The following is a 22,748-nucleotide window of genomic DNA, read 5'->3' as shown; positions in this document are numbered from 1 at the left end:
TATGCCTATTTATCTAATAGGTCAATAGGTGATCATATATTTTCAAAAGAATATAAATGATATTTAGTTTTTAATTATTGCTTAATGATTTACTACACGATCTATAATTTAAAACTGATATTTACTTTTTAAATATTATAAATAAATTCGAAAATATTTATTTATAGTTTTGACAACAATAATAACATATGTTATTATTAACATATGTTATTATTAAAAGAGAGGTGTAATCAATGTCCATTAAATTTGCAATACTAGGTATTCTAAGCTGGAAACCAGCTACAGGATACGAATTGAAAAAGATTTTCGAGGAATCTACCTTCATGTACTGGTCGGGGAATAATAATCAGATTTACAAAGCCCTTCTTCAGCTGCAGGATGATGAGCTTGTTACCAGTGAAGTGATCCATCAGGACAGCTCACCTTCTAAGAAAATCTATACCATAACAGAGGAAGGCCTTAAGGAATTAAAGAAATGGATTATGTCATCCCCCGAGGCTCCTGAAATTAAAAAAGCCTTTTTAGTGCAATTTGCCTGGTCAGATATATTAAGTGATCAGGAGCTTAATGAGCTGCTCACAAATTATGAAAATGAAATTAAAGCTCAGTTGGTCATGCAGCAGGAAAAAAGTCGCCGAGCACTTCATTCTCCCGATAGAAGCCATCGAGAGGGCTTAATATGGGAACTGATTTCAGAAAACATAATTTCAACCTATCGTAATGAATTGAACTGGATTCTCAAAGTCCGTCAAAGATTAATGGAAAACCAGGACGCAAAGGAGAAGGAAAAAATGAATTATCAAATTGTAGAAGTAGTGAATAGCAAATATATAGAGCTGATTTCTGCCGTCACCCCCTTAAGCACCGAGAAGGATGCCCTTGACCTGGTGTCTTTATCCATGGAGCACGGAACAAACCTGATTATGGTCCATTATCCTGTTTTATCGCAAGACTTTTTTAAATTAAAGACTGGTGTAGCGGGTGCCATTATTCAAAAGCTCATAAACTACAATATAAAAGCAGCTGCTGTTATTCCCCAGGAGTTTATTCAAAAGGGCAGATTTAAAGAAATGGCCTTGGAAGCAAATAAAGGAAATCATTTTAGAATGTATGGAAGTAAAGAAGAAGCTGAAGAATGGTTATTACAAAAGTAAAATCTAGCCAGGTAAACAATTCCAAAAAGACAGAGTAATGAATTTATATCATTCTAGTTTTCTTCACCCTCCCTATAAAAAAACAGGGCATTGTCTCTTAAAACTTAAAAGACAATGCCCTTACCTTTAATCATCAATATGGCAATTTTCATCTTGTATTTTAGAACTCGTATATTATTAAAAATAGCTAAGAGATCCCTTAATAATTCCTATTAAGTATTCAGATTCCCGGCGGATATGATTAATTACTACCACTGCTATATCATTATTCCTTACTGCTTCGCTTTCTGCAGTAAGCTGATTTAAGAAACCTACAAAGCTCAAACTTTGATTCAGTGCAAATAAGGTAAATTGCTTGATGCTTTCCAGTAATACAGGACTCATTATACCCTTAGAGCTGATAAATGCTTGAATATAACGGACTGCCATTCCCTCTGCTTGGGAAAGCGCCTGTTCCCAGTTTTTCAGGTCTTCTACAAAATTTCCCTCCAAATTTTTGACAACCTGGCGAATCACTACAGTATGTTCACTTTCTTGATTTTTCCACAATTCTATTTCATCCAGTACCTTCAGTGGAGTTTTATCACCGTAACAATATTGCATAAAAATCACCCCTCCAATCATTCCGGTTATTAGGTAAAACCCTTACCTACATTAATATATGGCAATGAAAAGATTAGAGTGATTGTTTTTTCTTTGCCCTTAAAACATTAAAGATTATTTTTTCAATTTCATTAAAGACCTGCTAAATCCTATAAATGGGAACAAGGTGAAAATAAAACAAACCATAAGTGCCGCCATGACAATCACAGAAAAAAAGCCAAAATCAATTATCCTTGTGGTAATAAACCATATAGCAAGCATAATGGCAAAAATACTAGCCCACTTACCGCTCAGCTTCCAATTGACCAGAAGTACCTCCTCACGTGAATCCAAATCACTAAAAATCGGAGCTGTGCCAGCCTTTGCTCTGAAAATCTGATATCCTGAGGCTATAACCACTGGACTCCAACCGCTTGCTTCATAAAAAGCAAGCATGTCATCATTAATTTCCGTCTCTATGTTCAATGCATAATCAAAATCACACGGCTCTCCTTCTTCGAAGCGATAAAAAATACCCTTCATCCCAACCATGTGCCATCCTTTTTTACTCATGTCTTTCAAAAGCTTCATGTCACTTTCAGGGGTCATTGCCAAGCCACCACTCATTTTATATCTAGCCATTGTCTTTCCCTCCTAACCATTTTTCTGCAAGAGATATCAAGTTCTTACGATAATTCAAGTTCTTAATAAGAATCCTTCGCCCTTCCTCTGTAATTTCATAGCGTATCTTGGCATCCTCTTCGCCAATATCCACTATCCATCCGGCATTCTTTAGCTTCTTTAGGGTTGTATACATGGTTGCTGGACCAATCTGAACGGTACCCTCTGTCATGTCCATAATTTGCTGCATAATCCTATAACCATGAATTGGTTCAAGCATCGTTAGAAGAATTAAAAAAATACTATCTGTCAGTTCTCCCGTTTCATATGGACTTGTCTTTGCCATCCATAATTCCCCTCCCTATATCCATCATTGATATATTTATTATATCAATCATGGATATATATATCAATAATAAAATAAGTAAATTAGTCTTTTTCTTAAAATACATCAATCCGGACAATTATTTTTCTTCAAAAAATAACCCCCTGAAAAAAACTAATGATGGTTTGTTTTTCAAGGGGCAATATTTTTATTTTTCTCTAGCAAACGACTGTTTCTACAATAATCTGCAATTTTAATCGAACGAAATTATTTGAAGTTCAAAGTTTGTACCATAAAAAAATACCAGATCGCCCTCTATAATTACTTAATCTGATTTAATTAAGCTTTAAGCTTTTTTTGAACATACCTTAAGATTCTAGGGTTTATAATTAGGTAATTTATAATCATAATATACTGAAAGATATAACCAATAAACGCTTGGATGATTGCAACTCCTTTTGATAATCCAAAGGGCGTCATATCCCCATAGCCAACGGCAAATAGTGTTATAAAACTAAAGTAAATCGAGCGGGTAACAATATCTCTAAATTCTTCCTGATGGGCCACAGAAGAATAGTGGTCAACGATTACACCTACCTCCAAAATCTCTAAAACGATATAAATAACAGCGAAAAAAGAAGCTATGATAATAGAGATAACAAATAATATTATTATATTATAAAAGATAACTGTTCTTCTTCTCATAAATTAGACATTCCTCCCTTTATCAATACTTTGATAAATCATATGCGAATAAAGGAAGATTTATTTTGATAAAAAAAACTGCAAAATTGATAGTAGCTTTCAACAGACTTCTCTTTCTTAAATCTTAATCATATCATATTTTTATAGACAAGCTAATATATTAATAATAAAGTACATAATTCATAGTGGTAAAATGCAACCTTTTGCTAAAATTAGGAGGGAATACAAATGAGAAAACATTTTCAATCAGCACCCAACACCTTTAATTTTATAAATTATACAGGGTTGACAGGGTTATTTGCATTCTCTTTATTGAACCTGGCGGCACTGGTGGAATATATAAAATACTCATTAGGTATATCTAACCACTTCATTGCTCTGTTACCCGCTATTAAATTACTATTAAACATTGATCTTTTGTTTATAGTGGCCCTCATTTTAATATATAATACCATTGAGAAATTTTTAGACTTGAAGCTCCTCTTTACTATAGCCCTGCTGATAGGAATAGTTGGCACATCATATGTCCTAGTAAAGCACAAGCCTATCGTCTTAATTTCAGCCCTAGGCTTATATGGACTAGGAATTTCACTATACGCCAGTATCGCTGGGTTTGCGATTCTCAACCCCAAAAATGATCTCAGTCATAAAGCTAAGTATGATAAATTATAAAAAAGCTTTTACTACAGCTGCACCTATCCCCCCATTATTTGTTTTTGACTCCTCAAATTCGACCGAAACTTTACAATAACGATTATTTTATTGAGAAAAGAAACATCAAAAGGGTATTATCTCATAGATCACTATGAAATAATACCCTTACTTCTTTTTAATACAAACCCTATAAATTTTCAGAGCTTATTTGAAACACTTTTAATGACGATAGGCGCTATACCTATGTGCTTTTATTTCTTCTTAACAGGAATCCATACTTCACTATAGGCATAGTCCCTTTTATCTTCATTCATTTTAGTAAATGAAAAGGTAGGACTATTAATTACTTCGTAATTAGATGAAGGAAGCCATTCTGAGTATATCTTTGCCATTGTTTTTTGCAAGGTGGCAGGAAAGGGCCCTTCATTTGGAAATATGGCCCAAGTACAGGCATCAACTGGTACCTTTTCTAGTAAATCACTAACGTGATTTTTAGTTGTTAAAACTCCTATCAGATGAGTCAAGTATCCTTCTTCCTTTAAGAAATTTGCATCAGCCTCATAGGAAACATTGACAATTTCATAGGGTTCAATATTTTGAAGAGAATGCATCTCTTCTTTTTGTTCGTCGGTTATACTTTGGGCAAGCTTAACAATTTCGTTATTAACACCTTCAAATTGCATTGGGACACGTTTACTCACGCCAACTAAATTAAACGCTGGCTTATCCTCAATTCTAAATTCCATAGAACTTCCTCCCTTGACGGTTAATATAAATGAAAGCTTGGGAAATGATTTACTTATACCTTTTTTTATTACATCTGAGGGTAAAAAGCCACTCCACTTTTTAAATGCTCGAGTAAAGCCATCTATTGACTGATAGCCATATTTTAAAGCCACATCCGTTACCCTTTCTCCATGTAATAAATCTTTACTTGCTTCCGACAATCTTCTGTTTTTGATATATTCACTAAGGGTGAGGCCTGAAAGATAAAAAAATATCTTTCTAAAGTGATAATCAGAAACTCCAGCATATTTAGAAATCATTTCAAGTGACAGATCATCGGTTAAATGATCTTCAATATAGTCAATCACATGATTTAATTCCTTTAACATCATCTCCCTCCTTTCTTATCTACATAATATCAAAGCTATTTTAACGATGCTCGACCTTTTTTACACAAATAATATCGTATTGCTATATACTACAATTAAAATTAAGTCAATAAATTGGGTATTGTACAAAAGCTTGAATGAACTTAAGTTACAATACCCCTTTATTTTCATAATATTAATGGCGTTAAGTGTCTTTGTTGAAAGACTTGTAAAATAATTTTATATTTAAAACCCAACTAAAAATCTAATTACTAATCAATGGGAACTACATGGTTTCCTTTGAAAGTACTTGTTTATCCATATTACTACCTTCCATTCCCATTGTAAAAGCAGGGATTATTAATGACCATCCAAATAGATTCAACAATACACCTATGCCAACAGAACCTATGGTCAAACCGAAGTTAAGAAGATATAAAATTGGGATATATAAAACAAATATCATAAAAACACCTGGTATCATAGCTATGAACTTAAGAATATCATTTTTTACTAGTAACTGAACAAAGCAAAATAGAATTGAAAATGCTACGGGAAGTACGAAAACATATGCCGCCCCTTCAAGGTATATACTTGTAAGTATAGCCATAATTAGATTCAAAGCTATTCCTGCCAGCAGAAACTCCACTTCGCTATTATCCTTTCCTTTGAATTTGTTACTTGCAAAGCCAAAAACAAATATCGCTCCCACCATAATTGCTAAGTATAACAAGTTAGCATGAGGAATGTTTGGTAGGTATATTAAATTGAATTTCAGTCCATTAATCTTAGATAAAATATAAGAAATTAATGTTGCCAATATAGCAAGCACTATTATTGTTAAAGAAGTTGTTATTGTATTTAAAATGATTTTTCTAATATTAAGTTTTTCTTTTTTATATGCTAAAATTGTTAGGGCTATAAAACTGATTACTACAACAACAAGTAGTACGCTTGCAGTGTTTTCACTATATCTTACCACCATACTTGGGGATATATTAAAGAATATTTCATTTGTTGTTGATTCAAAATCTAATAACTTGTCCTTAGGGGTAAAAGCGAAACTTCTGGCAATGTTAAAAATTTGCTCCCCATAATGCTGGATTGAACTTAAATCAATATTTTCATAACTATCTTGATTCGTATGATAATAGTCAAGACTATCAACAACAGCGAAGTTTAAACCATTGAATTTGTACTTAAGAAATACTGAAAAATCGCTTCCATTTGGCATGTTTCTATAGATGTCAGTTGCAAATGAAAAAGCAAATGGATATTTTGCATTTTCAATAAAATATTTTATTAAAGCAGAGTTTTTATCTCCAGTTTCAAACATTATAACAGGTCCTTTGATACCTCTAGCTTCAATATTGACAACAAATTTAACATTTTTAAACGCTTCAACATTTTTTTCAAGTTCATTTACAGCTCCATCTAAATCTGCTTCTTCAGAATCAGTAAACAAAATTTGTATATCGTTTTCCAGTGGAATACTATGAGCTTTTATAGCCCTTATTGTTTCAAGTATTGTAACAACACCATATCCATCATCTCCGGCACCATACGATACTCCCTTTTGTGGGCTTTTATTTTTATAATCCCATCCATAGGCAGAATCATAGTGAGCAACCAACAAAATTGCATCATCTGATTTACCTTCTATTCTTCCATGAATATTTTTGATTTTATAACCAGGAAAGGTATTACTCTTTCTTTCAACGTCATATTCTGAAGTTACAGGATTTAATCCCATTTTTTCCAGCTCATCATAAAGATATTGATATATCTTCTCATGGGCTTCTACATCAATAATTGAGTGAGGTTCCTTTGCAATAACTTCTAAATGTTCTGCTGCATTTATAGCTGAAAATCTACTTTTATCAGCACCAGTATATACCTTAGGAGTTGATAATGTATGGAACCCCAGAAAAACTCCTATAGCCAAAACTATACTGAACGTAATAATATATTTTGTATGACCTTTCATAACTTTTTGCTTCCCCCTTATATTTATTGTTTTATTTTCTAATATCTATCAGTTGCTCACGTTCACTGTAAATCTTTTCTTTATAAAATCATATCCGGATATTAAAGCAGTTAAGCCCTAACTCAATAACATTACCTACTTAATATAATTAGGTATTAACCTAAAAAAATGCCTTTCTATATTCTAGGGAGCTTTGCTTTGAAAAGTTCTTCATTTTGCTCGGCTCCTTATCTACAGTATAATAATTTTGTAAAACATATACTTAATTACAGTTAACAATTATTGAGTAATTTTCCTAGCAACCAAGGTATCTATCAGTTTGTATAATAGTAATAAGCCTAAAAAAGCTAATGAGTACAATCCTAACATAAAGTTAATTGCAAATAACCAAAACCTTCCCCCTAAGCCAATGCTTATCATAACTTGAATTAGTATTATTGTAAGAACGAAAATCATCACATACCCGATAAGATAGTAATGGCTAGGCAACTCAAATATTCCAGTATTTTTGGAAAGTGAAGTAAACTCATTTACTTGAAATTGACTTATAGCCGTTCTTACTGCTTCATCTTTTGTTTTGCCGTTTGCTTCTAAATCTTTTACAAAGTCATTTAAATACTGTTTTAGATCCTCCTTCTCATCTTTCTTCATTATTAAGCTGTTAACGTACGAATCTATATTATCACTCTTTCTGTAAATCGCATTCACCTTAATGTGGTCTACATAGTTTAAAACGCTCCATACGAATGCACTCCCTATAGCAGTTCCATATGTTATAATTTCAAATCCTATATTAATATCAGGGTTAACTTTATTATTATAAAGCGAAAGCACAAATAGTATCATGGAAAGTAGCAATAACCATAGGTATCGAATATCTGATAGGTTGAATATCTTTTTTATCCATAATTTCATAAATATAACCTCCTAAATAAATTTTCCAACTATCTGGACTGTTTCTTTCCAGTCATTAATTAACTGAGACAACTGCTTTTTTCCTAGTTCGGTTATCTTGAAATATTTCCTACGGCCACCACCGGATTCATCTCCCCAATAAAACTCAATAGCTTTTTGACTTTCCAGCCTTTTTAGCGCCAGATACATGGTAGCCTCCAGTATTTCAAAGGCACCCTCCGTTTTCATTTTTATTATTCTTGATATTTCATAACCATAATTATCACCATTACTTAATACACTTAAAATAAGTATGTCAATAGTACCCTTTAACATTTCCTTATTCAAAATATCACCACCCTTAAGAGTACATAATATTATTATGTACTTAATTATTATTAGATTATCACAACTACTCAATAATGTAAAGTACATATTTTTTATGAGTTTCTTTTTCTCTTCTTATTTAAGTCTTTAAGTAAATTATCTAATACATCCTTAAACCCAATTTGCTATAATCGCACCGCAAGAAAATATCATGATTACCCTTGGCATACAAATCTTTTTGGGCAATCGCCATAACCTTCAGTGCTATCAAAATAGACCCATCACCTTTTTTACTATTATGGATTACTTCCTGCAATCCAATGCTGATTGTTCCCATAGAAAAAAATATCTCCAACCATTTAGAAATGGTTGGAGATACAAAAGCTTTTATGTTTAATCTGTCTATTTGACAAGGCCAGTTAATAATAACGCTCCTCTTTAGGTTACAGATAGCATATTGTATAATTTCAACAATCGTACGTCATCTTTAGATACTTTGAGTTGATTAATCAGAGCAGAATCTTCTATCAAACGAGTTTTTGATAACAGCATTTTAGTGGCAATAGGCATCATTGGCCTAGATGAAAATCCGTTAAACAGTCCCCATTTTGTGTCAGAATCCAAATATGAGGCAAGTATCTGAATACTGGCCTTTTCCATAGGTGTGTCCTTGTTATTAAGGGAGATATGGGTAAGTGCATCATAATGTTCAATAAATCCCCAATAAGTATTTTCACAGTTCTGATAGTTTGCAAAATCTTTATAGTTCATATACATCATAATTTTATATTGATGATTTTCTGTTTCAGAGAGTACATCGAATACACAACGTATAATATTGTTGCTTCGTCCATCATAAAGATAGGAGTAGAATTGCGATGCCCCACTGAAAAAGGCAGGATTATTATTCTGAGAAGAGATAACAGTACGTTTCGGTGGACAATAGAGCAATTGTTCAACATGAATTTGCAGAGCATCAGCAATTTCATATAGTGTTGCTATATCAACGGAGATTTCTCCTCTTTCATATTTGGAGATTGTAGATTTACTTTTGTAAAGCACATTGGATAATTGATCCAATGTTAATTTTCTCATTCTTCTAAAAGTCCTAATTTGCTTGCCAATCTGTATATTAATCTCAGACATCATTTTTCCCACCTTTATTTAAAAGTTTCGTATAAATACACAAAAGTTCGAGATTTGGATAGTTTTTACTGTATACAAGGATTTTAACATAGGAGAAGAAAAAAATCTATTTTAAATAGAAAAATCATAAAAAAAATCCACTTACAAGAAACTTCAACCCTTTTGACTGTAAAAATTTTGATTGTTAAAATGAGTTATGCGGTAGAATGACTTACGAATGAATGTCATTTAATTACGTAAGTACAGATAAAATATAAGGTTTTTAAGTAATGAACAGGAGTGATAAAAACATGTATAATTTCGACGAAATTATTGACCGTAGACATACAAATGCTATGAATACGGATGGGTTCCGCAATTATATTTTCAATGCAGATGAGACAATGACATTTCCTTATAAAGATGAAGAATTTATAAGGATGTGGGTTGCAGATATGGAATTTGCAACACCAGATGTTGTAATCGATGGTATTAAAAAACGTTTGGAAAAACGTATTTTCGGATATACCAGAGTATTCGAAAACAGCTATTATGAGGCCTTTGCGAATTGGTGTATGAAACGTTATGGATGGACATTTGATAAAAAGGAGCTAGTTATGTCAAATGGTATTATACCGGCATTGTTTGAGTTAGTAGATTATATTTGTAAAGAGGATGAAAAAGTTCTGTTTTTAACTCCGTCCTACGCATATTTCAAGTATGCGGCTGATTTTAATCATAGAGAGTGTGTATGCTCAAATCTAATTAATGAGGATGGATATTATACAATAGATTTCGAGGACTTGGAAAGAAAAGCTGCAGATGATAAAACAACACTCTTTATCCTTTGCAATCCTCACAATCCTACCGGGCGTGTGTGGAAAGAGGATGATCTGAAGAAAATCGGAAGAATTATAGAAAAGCATCAGCTTTGGGTTATTACTGATGAAATCCATTGCGACTTAATTCGCCTTAATCAAGTACACATTCCCCTAGGGAAGATTATGCCAGATTATAAAAAACTGATTACATGCATGGCACCTAGCAAGACATTTAATATAGCTGGCCTGATGCTTTCACATATTATTATTCGTGAAGAAAGTCTTAGAGAAATATGGCTTAATAGACATTATAATTTTGATAATCCTCTGAGTATTGCGGCTGCACAGGCAGCATATGAAAATGGAGAAATATGGCTTGAGGATTTACGAGCTTATCTGGATGAAAATTTTAGATTCACACAAGAGTATCTTTCTCAAAATTTACCAAATTCAAAATTTAGAGTATCTGAAGCCACTTATCTTGCATGGGTGGATTTAAGTACTTATTTTGAGAAGGATGAGAATTTGCCTTTGTTTTTTGCATATAGAGCAGGGGTTCTACTTGAGGGTGGAGATATGTTCGTTCAGAATTCTGATGGTTTTATCCGATTAAACCTGGCATGTCCAAAGTCTGTGCTGGTAGAAGGTTTGAAACGAATATGTGAGGCAGTCAATACAAAGCATAATGAAAAATTCACAGGGGTTTAAGTTGCACCAGCTTATGCCCCATGGGGAGATTTACAGAACAAATAGCTGTTTTTCAGGCCATTTTTTGTTCCATAATACCTAATCTTAACAAAAAATGAGGTGCTATCTCTTAAAACTCTAAGATATAGCACCCCTACTTTATTCAATAACAAATCTCTTTAATCATTGGTATATAATGCTTTTAGCCCTATTTATTTCTTATTTTGTAATGCCAGCTGATTGGTCTTTGTTGATAATGGCCGCCTGGGCCGCAGCCAATCGGGCTATGGGTACCCTGAAGGGTGAACAGGAGACATAATCTAATCCTAATAAATGGCAGAATTCGATGGAGCTGGGTTCGCCCCCATGTTCCCCACAAATTCCAAGCTTTATTTCTGGCTTAGTCTTTCTTCCCAGCTCTACCGCCAGCTTCATCAGCTTACCCACTCCATTGCGGTCAATCCGTTGAAAGGGGTCCTTCTCTAAAAGCCCCTTATCTAAATATTCCTTAATAAAGGCCCCTGCATCATCCCTTGAAAAGCCATAGGTCATCTGGGTTAGGTCATTGGTTCCAAAGGAAAAGAAGGCAGCTTCAGTGGCAATTTCATCGGCTGAAATGGCTGCCCTGGGTACCTCAATCATGGTTCCTACCTGGTAATCGACCCTAAAGCCAGCTTCAACAAACACTTCTTCAACTGTACGTTCTATTATATCCTTAATATACTTCAGTTCCTTTAAATCCCCCACCAAGGGTACCATAATTTCAGGCTTTACAGTGATCCCCCTTTTGGTCTGCATATGAACCGCTGCCTCCATAATGGCTTGAACCTGCATTTGATAAATCTCTGGGTAGGTGATGGCTAGCCTACAGCCCCGATGCCCCAGCATGGGGTTAAATTCATGAAGGTCATTTACAACGTCCTTCAGCTCATGATAGGAGACACCCATTTCCTTTGACAATTCCAATATATCTTCCTCTTCATGGGGTAAAAATTCATGAAGGGGTGGGTCCAGCAGCCTGATGGTCACCGGTAAGGGCCCCATTACTTCAAATATATTGATAAAATCCTGTCTTTGCATGGGTAATAGCTTCTCTAATGCCTTTTTCCGCTGTTCCAGGGTTCTGGCTAAAATCATTTGACGAACTACTGGAATTCTGCTTTCTTCAAAAAACATATGCTCTGTTCGGCATAGCCCTACTCCCTCAGCACCAAACTCCTTAGCCTGACTGGTGTCTCGTGGCGTATCAGCGTTGGCCCTTACCTTTAATTTTCGATACTGGTCTGCCCAACCCATAAAGACTTCAAAATTACCTGTCAGCTGTGGGTCCTTGGTTTTAATTTCACCTGCATAGACCTCTCCTGTATTTCCATTTAAGGAAACATAATCCCCTTCTCGTAGGGTTAGTTCCCTTACTCTGACAATTTTCTGGGCTTCATCTATTTTTAATTCACCGGCACCGGCAACACAGCATTTACCCATTCCTCTGGCCACCACCGCAGCATGGGAGGTCATGCCACCCCTGGCAGTTAAAATTCCCACAGATGCTACCATTCCTTCGATGTCCTCTGGGGAGGTTTCATGTCTAACCAAGATCACACTTTCTCCGGAATTACTGGCCTTTACCGCATCCTCTGGGGTAAAGTATAGCCTTCCCGAGGCAGCCCCTGATGATGCCGGCAGTCCCCGGGTAATCACCTCTGCCTTTTTTAATTCAACCTCATCAAAGGCTGGGTGCAGCAATTGATTTAACTGCTGAGGTTCAACCCTCAGGATGGCGTCTTTTTGATCGATTAGACCCTCTGAAACCATATCTACTGCAATATTAATGGCAGCCAGGGTAGTTCGTTTTCCATTTCTTGTTTGAAGAATATAGAGCGCTCCTCGTTCAATGGTAAATTCAATATCCTGCATATCCCGATAATGGTTTTCTAGCAGATGGGTTACTTCAATAAAACGCTGATAGGCCTGGGGCATTTTTTCCTTCAAGGCTTCAATGGGCTGGGGAGTTCTAATACCTGCCACCACATCTTCCCCCTGAGCATTCATTAAAAACTCACCAAAAAGCTTCTTTTCTCCGTTGGATGGATTTCTGGTGAAGGCCACACCTGTTCCAGAGGTATCCCCCATATTACCAAAGACCATTGATTGTATATTGACTGCCGTACCTAAATGTTCAGGAATTTCATGGATTTTACGATATACCTTGGCCCTTGGATTATTCCATGACTTAAATACCGCTTCTACGGCCATCAATAGCTGTTCTCTGACATCCTGGGGAAATTCTATGCCCGCTTCCCTGGCAATAATCTTTTTGAATTCTTCCACCAGAAACTTTAAATCCTCTGTTGTTAAATCAACGTCTTGATTCACATTTTGATCTAGTTTTCTCTTTTCCAAAATGGTATCAAATTTATATTTTTTTACCTCCAGCACCACATCCCCAAACATTTGAATGAACCTGCGATAGCTGTCATAGGCAAAACGTTCATTGTTGGTGGCCTCTGCCAGGCCCGCAACCGATTCATCATTTAAGCCTAAATTCAATATGGTGTCCATCATACCAGGCATGGAAAAAACTGCGCCGGATCGGACCGATACCAGCAAGGGATTGGATATATCGCCAAAGCGTTTTCCGGTATTTTCCTCAAGTCTGCTTAAATGTTCAAAAATTTCAAGCTTCAATGCCTCCCAGAGCTTTGAGCCCTGTTGATAATATTCATTACAGGCCTCTGTTGTGACTGTAAACCCTGGTGGAACCGGTAAGCCAATCCGGGTCATTTCTGCAAGGTTGGCACCCTTTCCCCCCAGTAGGGACTTCATTGACATATTTCCTTCACTAAAGCCGTATACAAATTTTTTCATCTTTTAAACCTCCGATTTTATCTATCTACCATTATTGAATTTATATCCAATTTCTTTGAAGATTTCTAAAATAATACTGGCGCTTTCCTCCACTGCCTTTGAAGAAACATCAATAACGGGGCAGCCTACCTTTTTCATGATAGCCTCAGCATAGTCAAGCTCCTCTAAAACCCTTTCCATACTGGCATAGTTGGCTTCATGCTTAAGGCCCAGGGCCTTTAGCCTTTCCTGTCTAATTTCAATTAGCTTTAAGGGATTGGTCGTTAAGCCAATAATCTTCCGATTGTCTACCTCGAATAGCTCCTTAGGAGGATTAACCTCTGGCACCAGGGGTACATTGGCCACCTTTAAATTCTTATGGGCTAAATACATACTCAAGGGGGTCTTGGAGGTTCTTGAAATGCCTACCAAAATAATGTCAGCCTTTTTCAAGCCCCTTGGGTCCTTGCCATCATCATATTTAACAGCAAATTCAATGGCCTCTACCTTTTTAAAGTACTTTTCATCCAGCCTTCTGATCAGCCCCGGCTCCCTCTTAGGCATATTTTTAAAAACCTGCTCCATAGCTCCAATAACGGGAGACATAATGTCAATATAGGGAATTTGATATTTTTCAGCCTCCACCATTAAGTCATTTTTTAGCTCCTCCACCACCATGGTAAATAGAATAACGGCCTGTTCTTCCTTGGCTTCGGTAATTACCTCATCTATTTGCTGCTTTTCGGTTATAAAAGGAAATCGTCTGATTTCGTAATCTTCAATATTAAATTGACTAATGGCAGCCTTCGCCACTTGTTCACCTGTTTCACCAATTGAGTCAGATAGCACGTAGATTACACAATTATTCTCTTCCATCTTCTACCTCCTATTCTCTGCACAGCTCAACCAATAGCTTGGTGACGCTGCTCTTAGAAATCTTTCCCACAACCTTAAGCCTTTCTTTTCCTTCAATTCTTTCCTTCTCTACCACTGGCAAGCTGTCTACCTCATGATCAATAATTTTAATTGCCGCCTGCAGGGCATTTTCATCCGGCATCACTGTAACAATATTGGGCCATCTGGTCATAATCATCCCCACGGGAACCTTATTGATATCGGTACCGCCAATGGCGCTTTTTAAAAAATCCTTTCTGGATACTACACCAGCCAGATATCCTTTAGATGAAATCACGAAAACTGTACCAACATCCTCTAAAAAAAGAGTTACAATGGCTTCGTAGACAGAGGTTTCTTCGGTGACAAAGGCAGGAACAGACATAATGTCAGACACCTTAATATTTTTCACCTGTTGGGAAAACAGATTAATATCCGACTTGCCCGAATAAAAATACCCTACCTTTGGTCTGGCATCTAAAATACCTGACATGGTTAGAATGGCCAGGTCTGGTCTGAGGGTGGCCCTGGTCACCTTTAGCATAGCTGCAATTTGTTCACTGGTGATGGGCTCCCTTTCCTTGACAATCTCAACTATTTTTTGCTGACGATTTGATAATTCGATATCACTCACCCCTTTGTGCTACTCTATATGTTATTATGTTATATTATATAAATAATGTATCACATAAAGTGCTTATTTGCTATACTTTTTTATTCATAGAAAGTTTTGCAACTCATAAGAATTCTGTAACTCATTGAAATACCAGGCTTTTTTATGCCCAACCTGAGTATATTCTGTTATTCCTAAATATAGTTTTTTTCCAAACCACTTAATTCAAATATCACATGACTAGACCTACTGGCCAATCATTCAAAAGTACTGTAAAGTATTAAAAATACAAATCTTACGTTCGACTTCTTATTATTTTGCAGTTTCTGAATAATATTTTGACTTTTTCTCTACTTCTTTGCTTCACATTATTATTTCACTGAGCAAATGGCTAGTTTTAATACCTTAACATTTGTAATTAGGCTATAATATTTCGACATCAGAATTTGACATGTTAAGACATTCTACTATATTATAATAGTTAATAATTGGAAAAGAGGGGGAAAAATCTATATGTATTTTAAAATTTTAGATAAATTCGGGAAGTGATTTTCCCGCAGTTATTCTGATTTGTATTTTACAACAAGAGTCCGAAATTATTTATAACAGTTTATACAATTGAAATTTCAAGCAAGCTACAATTATTATATTGCCAAAATTTTAAATTAGAAAAATATTACTGTATGGAGGAATTGTTATGACGATAATTAATGATATGGTCACTTTCGGAGCTAAATTTATCTACTATACCATTCCTATTGCAACGGTTATTATTGTAATTGTTCTTATAAAGAAAAATATTGAACAAAGAACAAGAATTGCTAATGATTTAATTTGTTTATCTTCTCCCGATAGCTTTAAATTAGTTTTTGCATTCATAATTTCAAGTTTCTATTTAATTGTATTAACGAAACTTTTTATTCCTTCATTTACTAAAGTTTTTGAAATAACAATACCACAGTATTTTGATGGATGGTATCAATTACTTTGGGTAGCTAATATAAGAAGCTTATCCTATCGACTTCTTGTTAATGATATGTTGCGAGAAGCATCAATTCTAATTGGTTATGATGTAGATTTAGTTTTTTTCATAATAATCTCTTCATTATTATTTGTCATTCCTTATTTAATTTATCAGGGATTACAGAAAAGTATGATTTGTCAAAGTGGTGTGCTTGTATCAAATAAGCTGATCAAATGGGAAGATTTTCAATGTGCTAAATGGGAGGGGCCTATAGAAAAAAATAATAAAGCGCATTATTTTTTATGGCTATATATTGGAGATTCTAGAAGATCTAAAAATTGGGATGATCCATTTAATACGCTAAAATTAAAGGTTAAAGCAGAAGATAGAGAAAGAATAAACAGTTTGATAGAAGCAAATAATCAGTAGGTTTACGCTAGTTTCTATCATATCTTCAAAAAAACAGCAGGAAATTAATTCCTGCTGTCAGTATTTGACCTGCTTTAATTGATGTTAATATTTTAATTTTTCTTCTAAATAGGTATTTAAATCAGCAATGGCAATTCGCTCCTGCTCCATGGTATCACGATGCCTGATGGTGACGCTTTGATCCTCCAGGGATTCGTAGTCAAAGGTGATACAGAAGGGGGTACCAATTTCATCATGACGTCGATAGCGCTTACCAATACTGCCGGCATCATCATAATCCACCATGTATTTTTCAGACAGCATTTCGTAGATTTTTCCCGCCTCATCCTTAAGCTTTTTGGTCAATGGAAAGACAGCTGCCTTAAAGGGAGCCAAAGCCGGATGAAGCTTCAATACTACCCTGGTATCATTTTCGTCTACCTGTTCTTCATGGTAGGCGTCTACCAAAAATGCCAGAGTGACCCGATCTGCCCCCAGGGATGGTTCAATACAATAGGGAACATATTTTTCATTGGTTACCGGGTCTTGATAATTGAATTCTACCCCTGAATGTTCACTGTGCCTTTTTAAATCAAAATCTGTACGGTCTGCAATGCCCCAAAGCTCACCCCAGCCAAAGGGAAAGCGATATTCAATATCGGTGGTGGCATTACTGTAGTGGGAAAGCTCTTCAGGAGAATGCTCCCTCAATCGAATATTTTCTTCCTGCATATTTAGGTTTAATAACCAGTTTTTACAGAAATCCGACCAATATTGGAACCATTCTAAATCCTCTCCTGGCTTACAGAAAAACTCCAGCTCCATTTGCTCAAATTCCCTGGTTCTAAAGGTGAAGTTACCTGGCGTAATTTCATTTCTAAAGGATTTACCAATTTGGCCAATACCAAAGGGAACCTTCTTTCTGGAGGAACGCAGTACATTTTTAAAGTTTACAAAGATTCCCTGGGCAGTTTCTGGCCGCAGAAAGATTTCTGTACTGGAGTCTTCTGTTACACCCTGGTAGGTCTTAAACATTAGATTAAACTGTCTTATATCAGTATAGTCCATGGCACCACAGGCAGGGCATGCAATCTGATTATCTTCGATAAATTTCTTCATCCGCTGATTCTCCCAACCATCAACAATAATCTCTTCATCGCCTTTAGCCGCATAATCTTCTATTAGCTTATCGGCACGATAGCGGCTTTTACACTTTTTACAATCCATTAAAGGGTCATTAAAGCCCCCTACGTGGCCCGAAGCCACCCATACCTGAGGATTCATTAAAATGGCTGAATCCAGTCCGACATTATAGGGGTTTTGCTGAATAAACTTTTTCCACCATGCCTTCTTTACATTATTTTTTAATTCAACCCCCAGGGGCCCATAATCCCAGGTATTGGCCAACCCTCCGTAGACCTCTGAGCCTGGAAAAATAAAGCCCCTTGATTTTGCCAAAGATACAATTTTGTCCATTGACACTTCCATATCATTCCCTCCTAAAAATAATAAAAAAATAAAAGCCCTCCATCCCCTTAGGGACGAAAGGCTTTTCTTCCGCGGTTCCACCCTAGTTGGTACATTACTGTACCCACTTTCTATGCTGGCTCAAAAGCGCCCTTCATGAAAGCGCTGTATTGGGCTTGCACCATCCCCAACTCGCTTAAAACAGTCCTTTTCATTACTCCTCTTTTTCACAGCCAATCTATTCATTAATTGCTATTAAATTTACCAAATTATCGTTTACTTGTCAATGGTTTTTAGCGATTTTTTATGCTGCTATTCTTCTTCATCATCTTTGTCGTCACCTAAAATGTTATCGATCTCTTCCTTCTTTTTACTTTTATCGGACCGCATCATGTTCCTGAGCTCATTGACCTTATCTTCGGCCATGTCATTTAAATCAACTACTTCGCCATTTGACTTGACAATTTCTATGGTGGCCCGACTGGCCAGGGCTGTAGACACCCCTAAAATAGAAACCAAGGGAGCTAACACCACACCAACGGCCCCTGCAGTAACAGGAATGTTTAGAAGTACCTCTCCATCCTTCTTTAAAATAATTTTAGTGACATTACCCTTTTTAATAATGGCCTTCAGCTTTTCAATTACTTCATTTCCTGCAATTCCCATGGTTTCAGTCCAGTTTCGGCCAGTTTTGTCCTCTAGCTCTATAAGGGCCTCCACCACATTTCCATCGTACTTTTCCAATACCTCTTTGGCTTCCCGATAGGATACCCCTGTCCGCTCTCTTATAATGTCAATTTTTTCGAGATTAATTTCCATTTTCCTCAACTCCTTAAGATAATTTATCAAGCATTTCTAAACTTTTGAATTGATATTTATTAATATGCACCATCATATACTTTTTTAACAGTTGATTCAGCTCATTCATTAAACTTTTTTTAATCTTTAAGGTGCTTATTTCTGATAATTCCTTTTCCATTAAATAATTGGCCAGCCGAATAGTAGTTTCCGACACACCTATGGCAAAGGGGTCTTCATGAAAGCAATGGGGACATAGAATTCCACCAGCTTCTATGCTAAAACGTACTGTATTAAATTGAGTACGCCCACAGCCCACACAACCCCTTAAATGGGGTTTAAAACCGGAATAGGCCAAAAGCTTCAATTCAAAGGCCCTGACAATGGTTTCTGGTACGATATCCCTTTCCAGGAGTACCGTTAATGTTTTTTCCAACAGGTTGAAAAGTCGATTATTGGTCTGCCCTTCATTGGTAACCACCTCGATTAGCTCCAGTACATAGGCGCCGTAGGTCAGCTTATCCAGGTCTTCTCTAATGCCATAAAATATTTTTTTAGATTCACACTGATTAACTGTATAGAGGCTTTTTCCCTTAAATAGAATAAAATCACTGTAGCCAAAGGGTTGAATACCAGCTAGCAGATTGCTCTTGGGCCTTCTTGCCCCCTTGGCAATGGCATTTACCTTGCCCAGCTTTCTAGTAAAAAGGGTTAACATGCTGTCAGTTTCTCCATATTTTCTATTCTTTAATACAAAGGCTTCTGTATTGATCAGCATGAATCATTCCCCCGTTTAAATTATTTTACAGCTCGATTTTTGCTTTCCTCTTCTATTCTATGCATTTCCTCTTTTTTTGCCGGATAACTTTTATAACATAAGTAGGCCTCCAGGCTCCCGGTTTTTTCAAAGACATTCCAGAAAATTTGATCAAGCATTTGTCAGGTCCCCTTTCATATTTATGTATCCTGAATTTATTTTCTGTAATCTGGGACCGACTATACATTGTAAATTTTGTTATTGGAATGCTATCTTATTCATACCCAAAACCCTTTAATATACTATCACGATTTCGCCAATCTTCTTTAATTTTAACCCAAAGCTCCAGATAGACCTTTGAACCTAATAAAGCTTCGATGTCCTCCCGGGCACTTTTCCCAATTCCCTTTAATTTTCGCCCATTTTTTCCGATAATGATCCCTTTGTGGGATTTACGTTCACAATAGATGGTACTGTGTATATCAATAATCCCCTGATCCTCTCGCTTTTTCATCATTGAAACCTCCACAGCCACCCCGTGGGGAATTTCCTGCTCGGTATAATGGAGTATTTTTTCCCTGATAATCTCCGCCACGATTACCCTTTCTGGCTGATCAGTCACCATATCTGCCGGGAAATACTGTGGGCCCTCGGGTAAATAGCCTACTATTTTTGCAATTAGTGAATGTAGATTGGCTCCTTCAAGGGCAGAAATACCAATAATATCTTGAAAAAGTCCAGTGGCCTCATAGGCATCGTATAGCTTACGAAAGGTTTCTTGGTTCATCTTATCTATTTTATTCATGACCAATATAACCGGTGTCTCTACCCCCTGCAGCTGTTCCATAATAAATCGATCTCCAGGGCCAATCGACTCCCCCTCATCCACTACAAACAAGATAACATCCACCTCTCGAAGGGTTTCCTTGGCCACCTTAACCATGTATTGTCCCAGCTTATGCTTAGGCTTATGGATTCCAGGGGTATCTAAAAAGACAATTTGGTGATTTTCTCCTGTATGAATGCACTGTATTTTGTTTCTGGTGGTTTGGGGCTTATCAGAGATAATGGCTATCTTTTCACCGATAAGCTGGTTCATTAAGGTTGATTTGCCCACATTGGGCCTTCCGATAATTGTAACAAAGCCTGATTTATATTTCATTTTCTCCTCCTGCCTTAAGCTGAATTTCACGGTTATTAGGGAAAATAATGACCCATGTATTTCCCTTATTGACTAAAAGTCTTTGTCCATTTTCATCACGATATTCCGTAGGAGATCGGTGGGAATCCTTACGCCAGGTAATGGGAACGGCCTTGCCATTAGTAATATAAACACCATTTCCTTGACTTATCAGCTTCATATCCCTTCTTCCCTCGGTATCACCGGGTATATGCTTAATCTCTGTATATTGAACAATAATATTTTTGGTTGTCAGCTGGTTTTGATTATTTTCGTCTATGTGGGGCCCGCCGTACTGAAAGCGATTATATAGACCAGATTCTTCGTTGTATTCAAAGCTGGTGGTTATTCGATTGGTAAAGGGCAGATCCACTTTATTAGCCTCTACACCCTGGGGTGTGGTGTCTTCATCGTAAAAATTCAGCATTGGCTGAAGATTTTCAGTGATCTCCGTTCTATATTTTTCACGTTCCCAACCCAACATAATCTTTTCAGCGCTGGTATAAACGCTATGCTCGTACATTCCCTTTTTCTTCCTTCGTTCCGCATCACGCCAGAACATAATGGTATCTAAATAGGATAGCCCATTTAAATTATCTACCTTTAGATTGGCTATTTCAGCATAGGCCTGGTCGCTGCCGCCATAATGAACAAATATGGCATCGTGGTTAAAGGCAAAATCTAGGTAATAGTGTCTGGCACTACGGACAGGGCCTATTTTTTCAGCATCAAAGTCTTGAAACACCGCCAATAGTCTTGTAATATCGCCTTCAGCCAGGGTTTCATAAATAATATCGGCCTGGGATATACCGCTCTGGGGCAGGGCCGCCCGAAGGTTATTAATCATTACTGCTACAGGTCTGCGTTTAGCAGCAGCCTCATCTATGTACAGTCCTGTTAAAGGATTGACAGCCATTCCCTCGGGAATACCCTCTTCCTCAGGGATCACCACCTCTACAATGGGGGGCTCTTCTGCAATATCCTGATCTTTATTGCAGCCATTAATTGAAATTAACAAAATAGCTGTCAGTATAAATAGAGTGGTTTTTTTGATCATCCGCCGCATTTCATCATTCCTTTCAGTACTTTATTCAGGCTTATCTTGACATTAGGTTGGTATTTATTTAATCGCCTTGATAGAGTTAATTTAACCAAATAGCTGAAACAGTATAATTGTTATTATTGTACCCAATGCTGCTCCCCCGATTACTTCGGCAAAATTATGTATTTTCCCCTCTATTCTGCTCTGGCATACCAATAGGGCCATTAGAATGGAGAGGGTTGCAATAAAGGTGTTTTCTGAAATGAAGGTAATGGCCGTAGCCAGGGAAAAGGCCACAGCCGCATGACCACTGGGCATTCCGCCCTGTAGTGGAGTTCCCCGGCCAAAATAGGCCTTCATACTGATTACAGCAATAATAACGATAATAAAAACGATAAAGGTAATATGTATGGGCGACTGCCTGACCCGATGGAGTACCATCAGGGTATAGGGATTAATTCTTTGAAAAAAGATGAAGTAGGCAACAAAGATAGAATTAATGGCAGCAATTAAAACTGCACCAGCCGCAACATTTTTGGCGATTTTGGCGAAGATATGGTATTGATCTGTAATTAAATCAATGGCCGCTTCGATGGCTGTATTAATCATTTCAGCAATAATAACCAGTGAAATGGTCAGTAGAAGAATTAAAAATTCAAAGCGACTCAGCTCGAAAAACAAGCTGAAAATCAAAATAGCAATTGAAACAAAAAAGTGAATTTTCATATTCCGCTGGGTCTTTAAGGCATAAAGAATCCCTTCAATTGCATAGTTAAAGCTGTCGATTAATTTTCTTACCTTCATT

24 protein-coding genes and 1 other annotated feature are annotated in these 22,748 nt (G+C 36.4%); of the genes, 4 read left to right on the top strand and 20 right to left on the bottom strand.

Annotation, left to right across the window (positions count from 1 at the left end; all coding sequences use genetic code 11):
* Positions 1-233: 233 nt before the first annotated feature.
* Positions 234-1,154, top strand: a complete 921-nt coding sequence (locus ACYQ1I_RS00715; RefSeq protein WP_459761656.1) for a PadR family transcriptional regulator — start codon at positions 234-236, stop codon at positions 1,152-1,154.
* A 177-nt stretch (positions 1,155-1,331) separates the two neighbouring features.
* Here the strand turns inward: ACYQ1I_RS00715 and ACYQ1I_RS00710 are convergent, their stop codons facing one another.
* The 4 genes from ACYQ1I_RS00710 to ACYQ1I_RS00695 form a co-directional block, all read right to left on the bottom strand.
* On the bottom strand, positions 1,332-1,757 hold the full coding sequence (locus ACYQ1I_RS00710) for a DUF2935 domain-containing protein (protein ID WP_459761655.1): 426 nt from the start codon (positions 1,755-1,757) through the stop codon (positions 1,332-1,334).
* 114 nt (positions 1,758-1,871) lie between these two features.
* Positions 1,872-2,378 (bottom strand): DUF2812 domain-containing protein, encoded by a 507-nt coding sequence (locus tag ACYQ1I_RS00705; protein ID WP_459761654.1) that lies wholly within the window; start codon positions 2,376-2,378, stop codon positions 1,872-1,874.
* The gene (locus ACYQ1I_RS00700; RefSeq protein WP_459761653.1) at positions 2,371-2,703 is read right to left on the bottom strand and encodes a PadR family transcriptional regulator; all 333 of its coding nucleotides are present in this window, start codon (positions 2,701-2,703) and stop codon (positions 2,371-2,373) included. The genes ACYQ1I_RS00705 and ACYQ1I_RS00700 overlap by 8 nt, the downstream gene beginning before the upstream one ends.
* Positions 2,704-3,021: 318 nt before the next feature.
* Positions 3,022-3,387: an ion channel gene (locus ACYQ1I_RS00695; protein ID WP_459761652.1), complete on the bottom strand. Its 366-nt coding sequence runs from the start codon at positions 3,385-3,387 to the stop codon at positions 3,022-3,024.
* A 228-nt stretch (positions 3,388-3,615) separates the two neighbouring features.
* Between ACYQ1I_RS00695 and ACYQ1I_RS00690 the strand changes: the two genes are divergently transcribed.
* Complete coding sequence (locus ACYQ1I_RS00690; protein ID WP_459761651.1) at positions 3,616-4,059, top strand: hypothetical protein; 444 nt, start codon at positions 3,616-3,618, stop codon at positions 4,057-4,059.
* Positions 4,060-4,292: 233 nt separating this feature from the next.
* On the opposite strand, the gene ACYQ1I_RS00685 is transcribed toward ACYQ1I_RS00690, so the two are convergent.
* The 6 genes from ACYQ1I_RS00685 to ACYQ1I_RS00660 all read right to left on the bottom strand — a co-directional run bounded on the left by ACYQ1I_RS00685 (position 4,293) and on the right by ACYQ1I_RS00660 (position 9,489).
* Positions 4,293-5,156, bottom strand: coding sequence for an AraC family transcriptional regulator (locus ACYQ1I_RS00685; RefSeq protein ID WP_459761650.1), 864 nt, complete (start codon positions 5,154-5,156; stop codon positions 4,293-4,295).
* A gap of 265 nt (positions 5,157-5,421) precedes the next feature.
* Positions 5,422-7,122, bottom strand: a complete 1,701-nt coding sequence (locus ACYQ1I_RS00680) for a M20/M25/M40 family metallo-hydrolase (RefSeq protein WP_459761649.1) — start codon at positions 7,120-7,122, stop codon at positions 5,422-5,424.
* Between the two features lie 279 nt (positions 7,123-7,401).
* A complete protein-coding gene (locus ACYQ1I_RS00675) occupies positions 7,402-8,037 on the bottom strand; it encodes a hypothetical protein (protein WP_459761648.1) in 636 nt (211 codons plus the stop codon).
* A gap of 12 nt (positions 8,038-8,049) precedes the next feature.
* Positions 8,050-8,364 carry a PadR family transcriptional regulator gene (locus tag ACYQ1I_RS00670; protein ID WP_459761647.1) on the bottom strand — a complete coding sequence of 105 codons (315 nt, stop codon included), beginning with the start codon at positions 8,362-8,364 and terminating at the stop codon, positions 8,050-8,052.
* Between the two features lie 139 nt (positions 8,365-8,503).
* Positions 8,504-8,680, bottom strand: a complete 177-nt coding sequence (locus ACYQ1I_RS00665) for a hypothetical protein (RefSeq protein ID WP_459761646.1) — start codon at positions 8,678-8,680, stop codon at positions 8,504-8,506.
* A 101-nt stretch (positions 8,681-8,781) separates the two neighbouring features.
* Positions 8,782-9,489: a helix-turn-helix domain-containing protein gene (locus ACYQ1I_RS00660; protein WP_459761645.1), complete on the bottom strand. Its 708-nt coding sequence runs from the start codon at positions 9,487-9,489 to the stop codon at positions 8,782-8,784.
* A gap of 290 nt (positions 9,490-9,779) precedes the next feature.
* Between ACYQ1I_RS00660 and ACYQ1I_RS00655 the strand changes: the two genes are divergently transcribed.
* Positions 9,780-10,997 (top strand): MalY/PatB family protein, encoded by a 1,218-nt coding sequence (locus ACYQ1I_RS00655; protein ID WP_459761644.1) that lies wholly within the window; start codon positions 9,780-9,782, stop codon positions 10,995-10,997.
* Positions 10,998-11,195: 198 nt separating this feature from the next.
* Here ACYQ1I_RS00655 and ppdK read toward each other — a convergent pair whose 3' ends face one another.
* The 3 genes from ppdK to ccpN are packed head-to-tail and all read right to left on the bottom strand — an operon-like array spanning position 11,196 to position 15,348.
* A complete protein-coding gene (gene ppdK, locus ACYQ1I_RS00650; protein WP_459761643.1) occupies positions 11,196-13,841 on the bottom strand; it encodes a pyruvate, phosphate dikinase in 2,646 nt (881 codons plus the stop codon).
* A gap of 21 nt (positions 13,842-13,862) precedes the next feature.
* Positions 13,863-14,696, bottom strand: a complete 834-nt coding sequence (locus ACYQ1I_RS00645) for a pyruvate, water dikinase regulatory protein (RefSeq protein WP_459761642.1) — start codon at positions 14,694-14,696, stop codon at positions 13,863-13,865.
* A 10-nt stretch (positions 14,697-14,706) separates the two neighbouring features.
* Entirely contained in the window at positions 14,707-15,348 is a 642-nt protein-coding gene (ccpN, locus tag ACYQ1I_RS00640; RefSeq protein ID WP_459761641.1) for a transcriptional regulator CcpN, read from the bottom strand.
* A 676-nt stretch (positions 15,349-16,024) separates the two neighbouring features.
* Between ccpN and ACYQ1I_RS00635 the strand changes: the two genes are divergently transcribed.
* A complete protein-coding gene (locus ACYQ1I_RS00635; protein WP_459761640.1) occupies positions 16,025-16,720 on the top strand; it encodes a DUF5673 domain-containing protein in 696 nt (231 codons plus the stop codon).
* 84 nt (positions 16,721-16,804) lie between these two features.
* Here the strand turns inward: ACYQ1I_RS00635 and ACYQ1I_RS00630 are convergent, their stop codons facing one another.
* The 7 genes from ACYQ1I_RS00630 to ACYQ1I_RS00600 form a co-directional block, all read right to left on the bottom strand.
* Positions 16,805-18,187: a glycine--tRNA ligase gene (locus tag ACYQ1I_RS00630; protein ID WP_459761639.1), complete on the bottom strand. Its 1,383-nt coding sequence runs from the start codon at positions 18,185-18,187 to the stop codon at positions 16,805-16,807.
* A 46-nt stretch (positions 18,188-18,233) separates the two neighbouring features.
* Positions 18,234-18,406, bottom strand: a binding site (T-box leader).
* 72 nt (positions 18,407-18,478) lie between these two features.
* Complete coding sequence (locus ACYQ1I_RS00625; RefSeq protein ID WP_459761638.1) at positions 18,479-18,985, bottom strand: DUF4342 domain-containing protein; 507 nt, start codon at positions 18,983-18,985, stop codon at positions 18,479-18,481.
* 13 nt (positions 18,986-18,998) lie between these two features.
* Positions 18,999-19,742 carry a DNA repair protein RecO gene (gene recO, locus ACYQ1I_RS00620; RefSeq protein WP_459761637.1) on the bottom strand — a complete coding sequence of 248 codons (744 nt, stop codon included), beginning with the start codon at positions 19,740-19,742 and terminating at the stop codon, positions 18,999-19,001.
* A gap of 20 nt (positions 19,743-19,762) precedes the next feature.
* The gene (locus ACYQ1I_RS00615) at positions 19,763-19,900 is read right to left on the bottom strand and encodes a YqzL family protein (protein WP_459761636.1); all 138 of its coding nucleotides are present in this window, start codon (positions 19,898-19,900) and stop codon (positions 19,763-19,765) included.
* A gap of 95 nt (positions 19,901-19,995) precedes the next feature.
* Entirely contained in the window at positions 19,996-20,883 is an 888-nt protein-coding gene (gene era, locus ACYQ1I_RS00610) for a GTPase Era (protein WP_459761635.1), read from the bottom strand.
* Entirely contained in the window at positions 20,873-21,967 is a 1,095-nt protein-coding gene (locus ACYQ1I_RS00605) for a DUF3048 domain-containing protein (protein ID WP_459761634.1), read from the bottom strand. Before ACYQ1I_RS00605 ends, era begins: the two co-directional genes overlap by 11 nt.
* An 81-nt stretch (positions 21,968-22,048) precedes the next feature.
* Entirely contained in the window at positions 22,049-22,747 is a 699-nt protein-coding gene (locus ACYQ1I_RS00600; RefSeq protein ID WP_459761633.1) for a diacylglycerol kinase, read from the bottom strand.
* Position 22,748 lies beyond the last annotated feature (1 nt).

This window comes from Alkaliphilus crotonatoxidans (genome assembly GCF_054658015.1).
The sequence above is the reverse complement of the archived record's forward strand: the minus strand, read 5'-3'. Positions and strand labels throughout refer to the sequence as shown.

What these genes read in the sequence shown, in the direction of transcription:
- ACYQ1I_RS00655 (WP_459761644.1), top strand. Translation starts at nt 9,780, where the DNA reads ATGTATAATTTCGACGAAATTATTGACCGTAGACATACAAATGCTATG.
- ACYQ1I_RS00695 (WP_459761652.1), bottom strand. Translation starts at nt 3,387, where the DNA reads ATGAGAAGAAGAACAGTTATCTTTTATAATATAATAATATTATTTGTT.
- ACYQ1I_RS00665 (WP_459761646.1), bottom strand. Translation starts at nt 8,680, where the DNA reads ATGGGAACAATCAGCATTGGATTGCAGGAAGTAATCCATAATAGTAAA.
- ACYQ1I_RS00715 (WP_459761656.1), top strand. Translation starts at nt 234, where the DNA reads ATGTCCATTAAATTTGCAATACTAGGTATTCTAAGCTGGAAACCAGCT.
- ACYQ1I_RS00660 (WP_459761645.1), bottom strand. Translation starts at nt 9,489, where the DNA reads ATGTCTGAGATTAATATACAGATTGGCAAGCAAATTAGGACTTTTAGA.
- ACYQ1I_RS00630 (WP_459761639.1), bottom strand. Translation starts at nt 18,187, where the DNA reads ATGGAAGTGTCAATGGACAAAATTGTATCTTTGGCAAAATCAAGGGGC.
- ACYQ1I_RS00605 (WP_459761634.1), bottom strand. Translation starts at nt 21,967, where the DNA reads ATGCGGCGGATGATCAAAAAAACCACTCTATTTATACTGACAGCTATT.
- ACYQ1I_RS00700 (WP_459761653.1), bottom strand. Translation starts at nt 2,703, where the DNA reads ATGGCAAAGACAAGTCCATATGAAACGGGAGAACTGACAGATAGTATT.
- ACYQ1I_RS00705 (WP_459761654.1), bottom strand. Translation starts at nt 2,378, where the DNA reads ATGGCTAGATATAAAATGAGTGGTGGCTTGGCAATGACCCCTGAAAGT.
- ACYQ1I_RS00635 (WP_459761640.1), top strand. Translation starts at nt 16,025, where the DNA reads ATGACGATAATTAATGATATGGTCACTTTCGGAGCTAAATTTATCTAC.
- ACYQ1I_RS00600 (WP_459761633.1), bottom strand. Translation starts at nt 22,747, where the DNA reads ATGAAGGTAAGAAAATTAATCGACAGCTTTAACTATGCAATTGAAGGG.
- era (WP_459761635.1), bottom strand. Translation starts at nt 20,883, where the DNA reads ATGAAATATAAATCAGGCTTTGTTACAATTATCGGAAGGCCCAATGTG.
- ACYQ1I_RS00690 (WP_459761651.1), top strand. Translation starts at nt 3,616, where the DNA reads ATGAGAAAACATTTTCAATCAGCACCCAACACCTTTAATTTTATAAAT.
- ACYQ1I_RS00675 (WP_459761648.1), bottom strand. Translation starts at nt 8,037, where the DNA reads ATGAAATTATGGATAAAAAAGATATTCAACCTATCAGATATTCGATAC.
- ppdK (WP_459761643.1), bottom strand. Translation starts at nt 13,841, where the DNA reads ATGAAAAAATTTGTATACGGCTTTAGTGAAGGAAATATGTCAATGAAG.
- ACYQ1I_RS00685 (WP_459761650.1), bottom strand. Translation starts at nt 5,156, where the DNA reads ATGTTAAAGGAATTAAATCATGTGATTGACTATATTGAAGATCATTTA.
- ACYQ1I_RS00710 (WP_459761655.1), bottom strand. Translation starts at nt 1,757, where the DNA reads ATGCAATATTGTTACGGTGATAAAACTCCACTGAAGGTACTGGATGAA.
- recO (WP_459761637.1), bottom strand. Translation starts at nt 19,742, where the DNA reads ATGCTGATCAATACAGAAGCCTTTGTATTAAAGAATAGAAAATATGGA.
- ACYQ1I_RS00625 (WP_459761638.1), bottom strand. Translation starts at nt 18,985, where the DNA reads ATGGAAATTAATCTCGAAAAAATTGACATTATAAGAGAGCGGACAGGG.
- ACYQ1I_RS00645 (WP_459761642.1), bottom strand. Translation starts at nt 14,696, where the DNA reads ATGGAAGAGAATAATTGTGTAATCTACGTGCTATCTGACTCAATTGGT.
- ACYQ1I_RS00615 (WP_459761636.1), bottom strand. Translation starts at nt 19,900, where the DNA reads ATGCTTGATCAAATTTTCTGGAATGTCTTTGAAAAAACCGGGAGCCTG.
- ACYQ1I_RS00680 (WP_459761649.1), bottom strand. Translation starts at nt 7,122, where the DNA reads ATGAAAGGTCATACAAAATATATTATTACGTTCAGTATAGTTTTGGCT.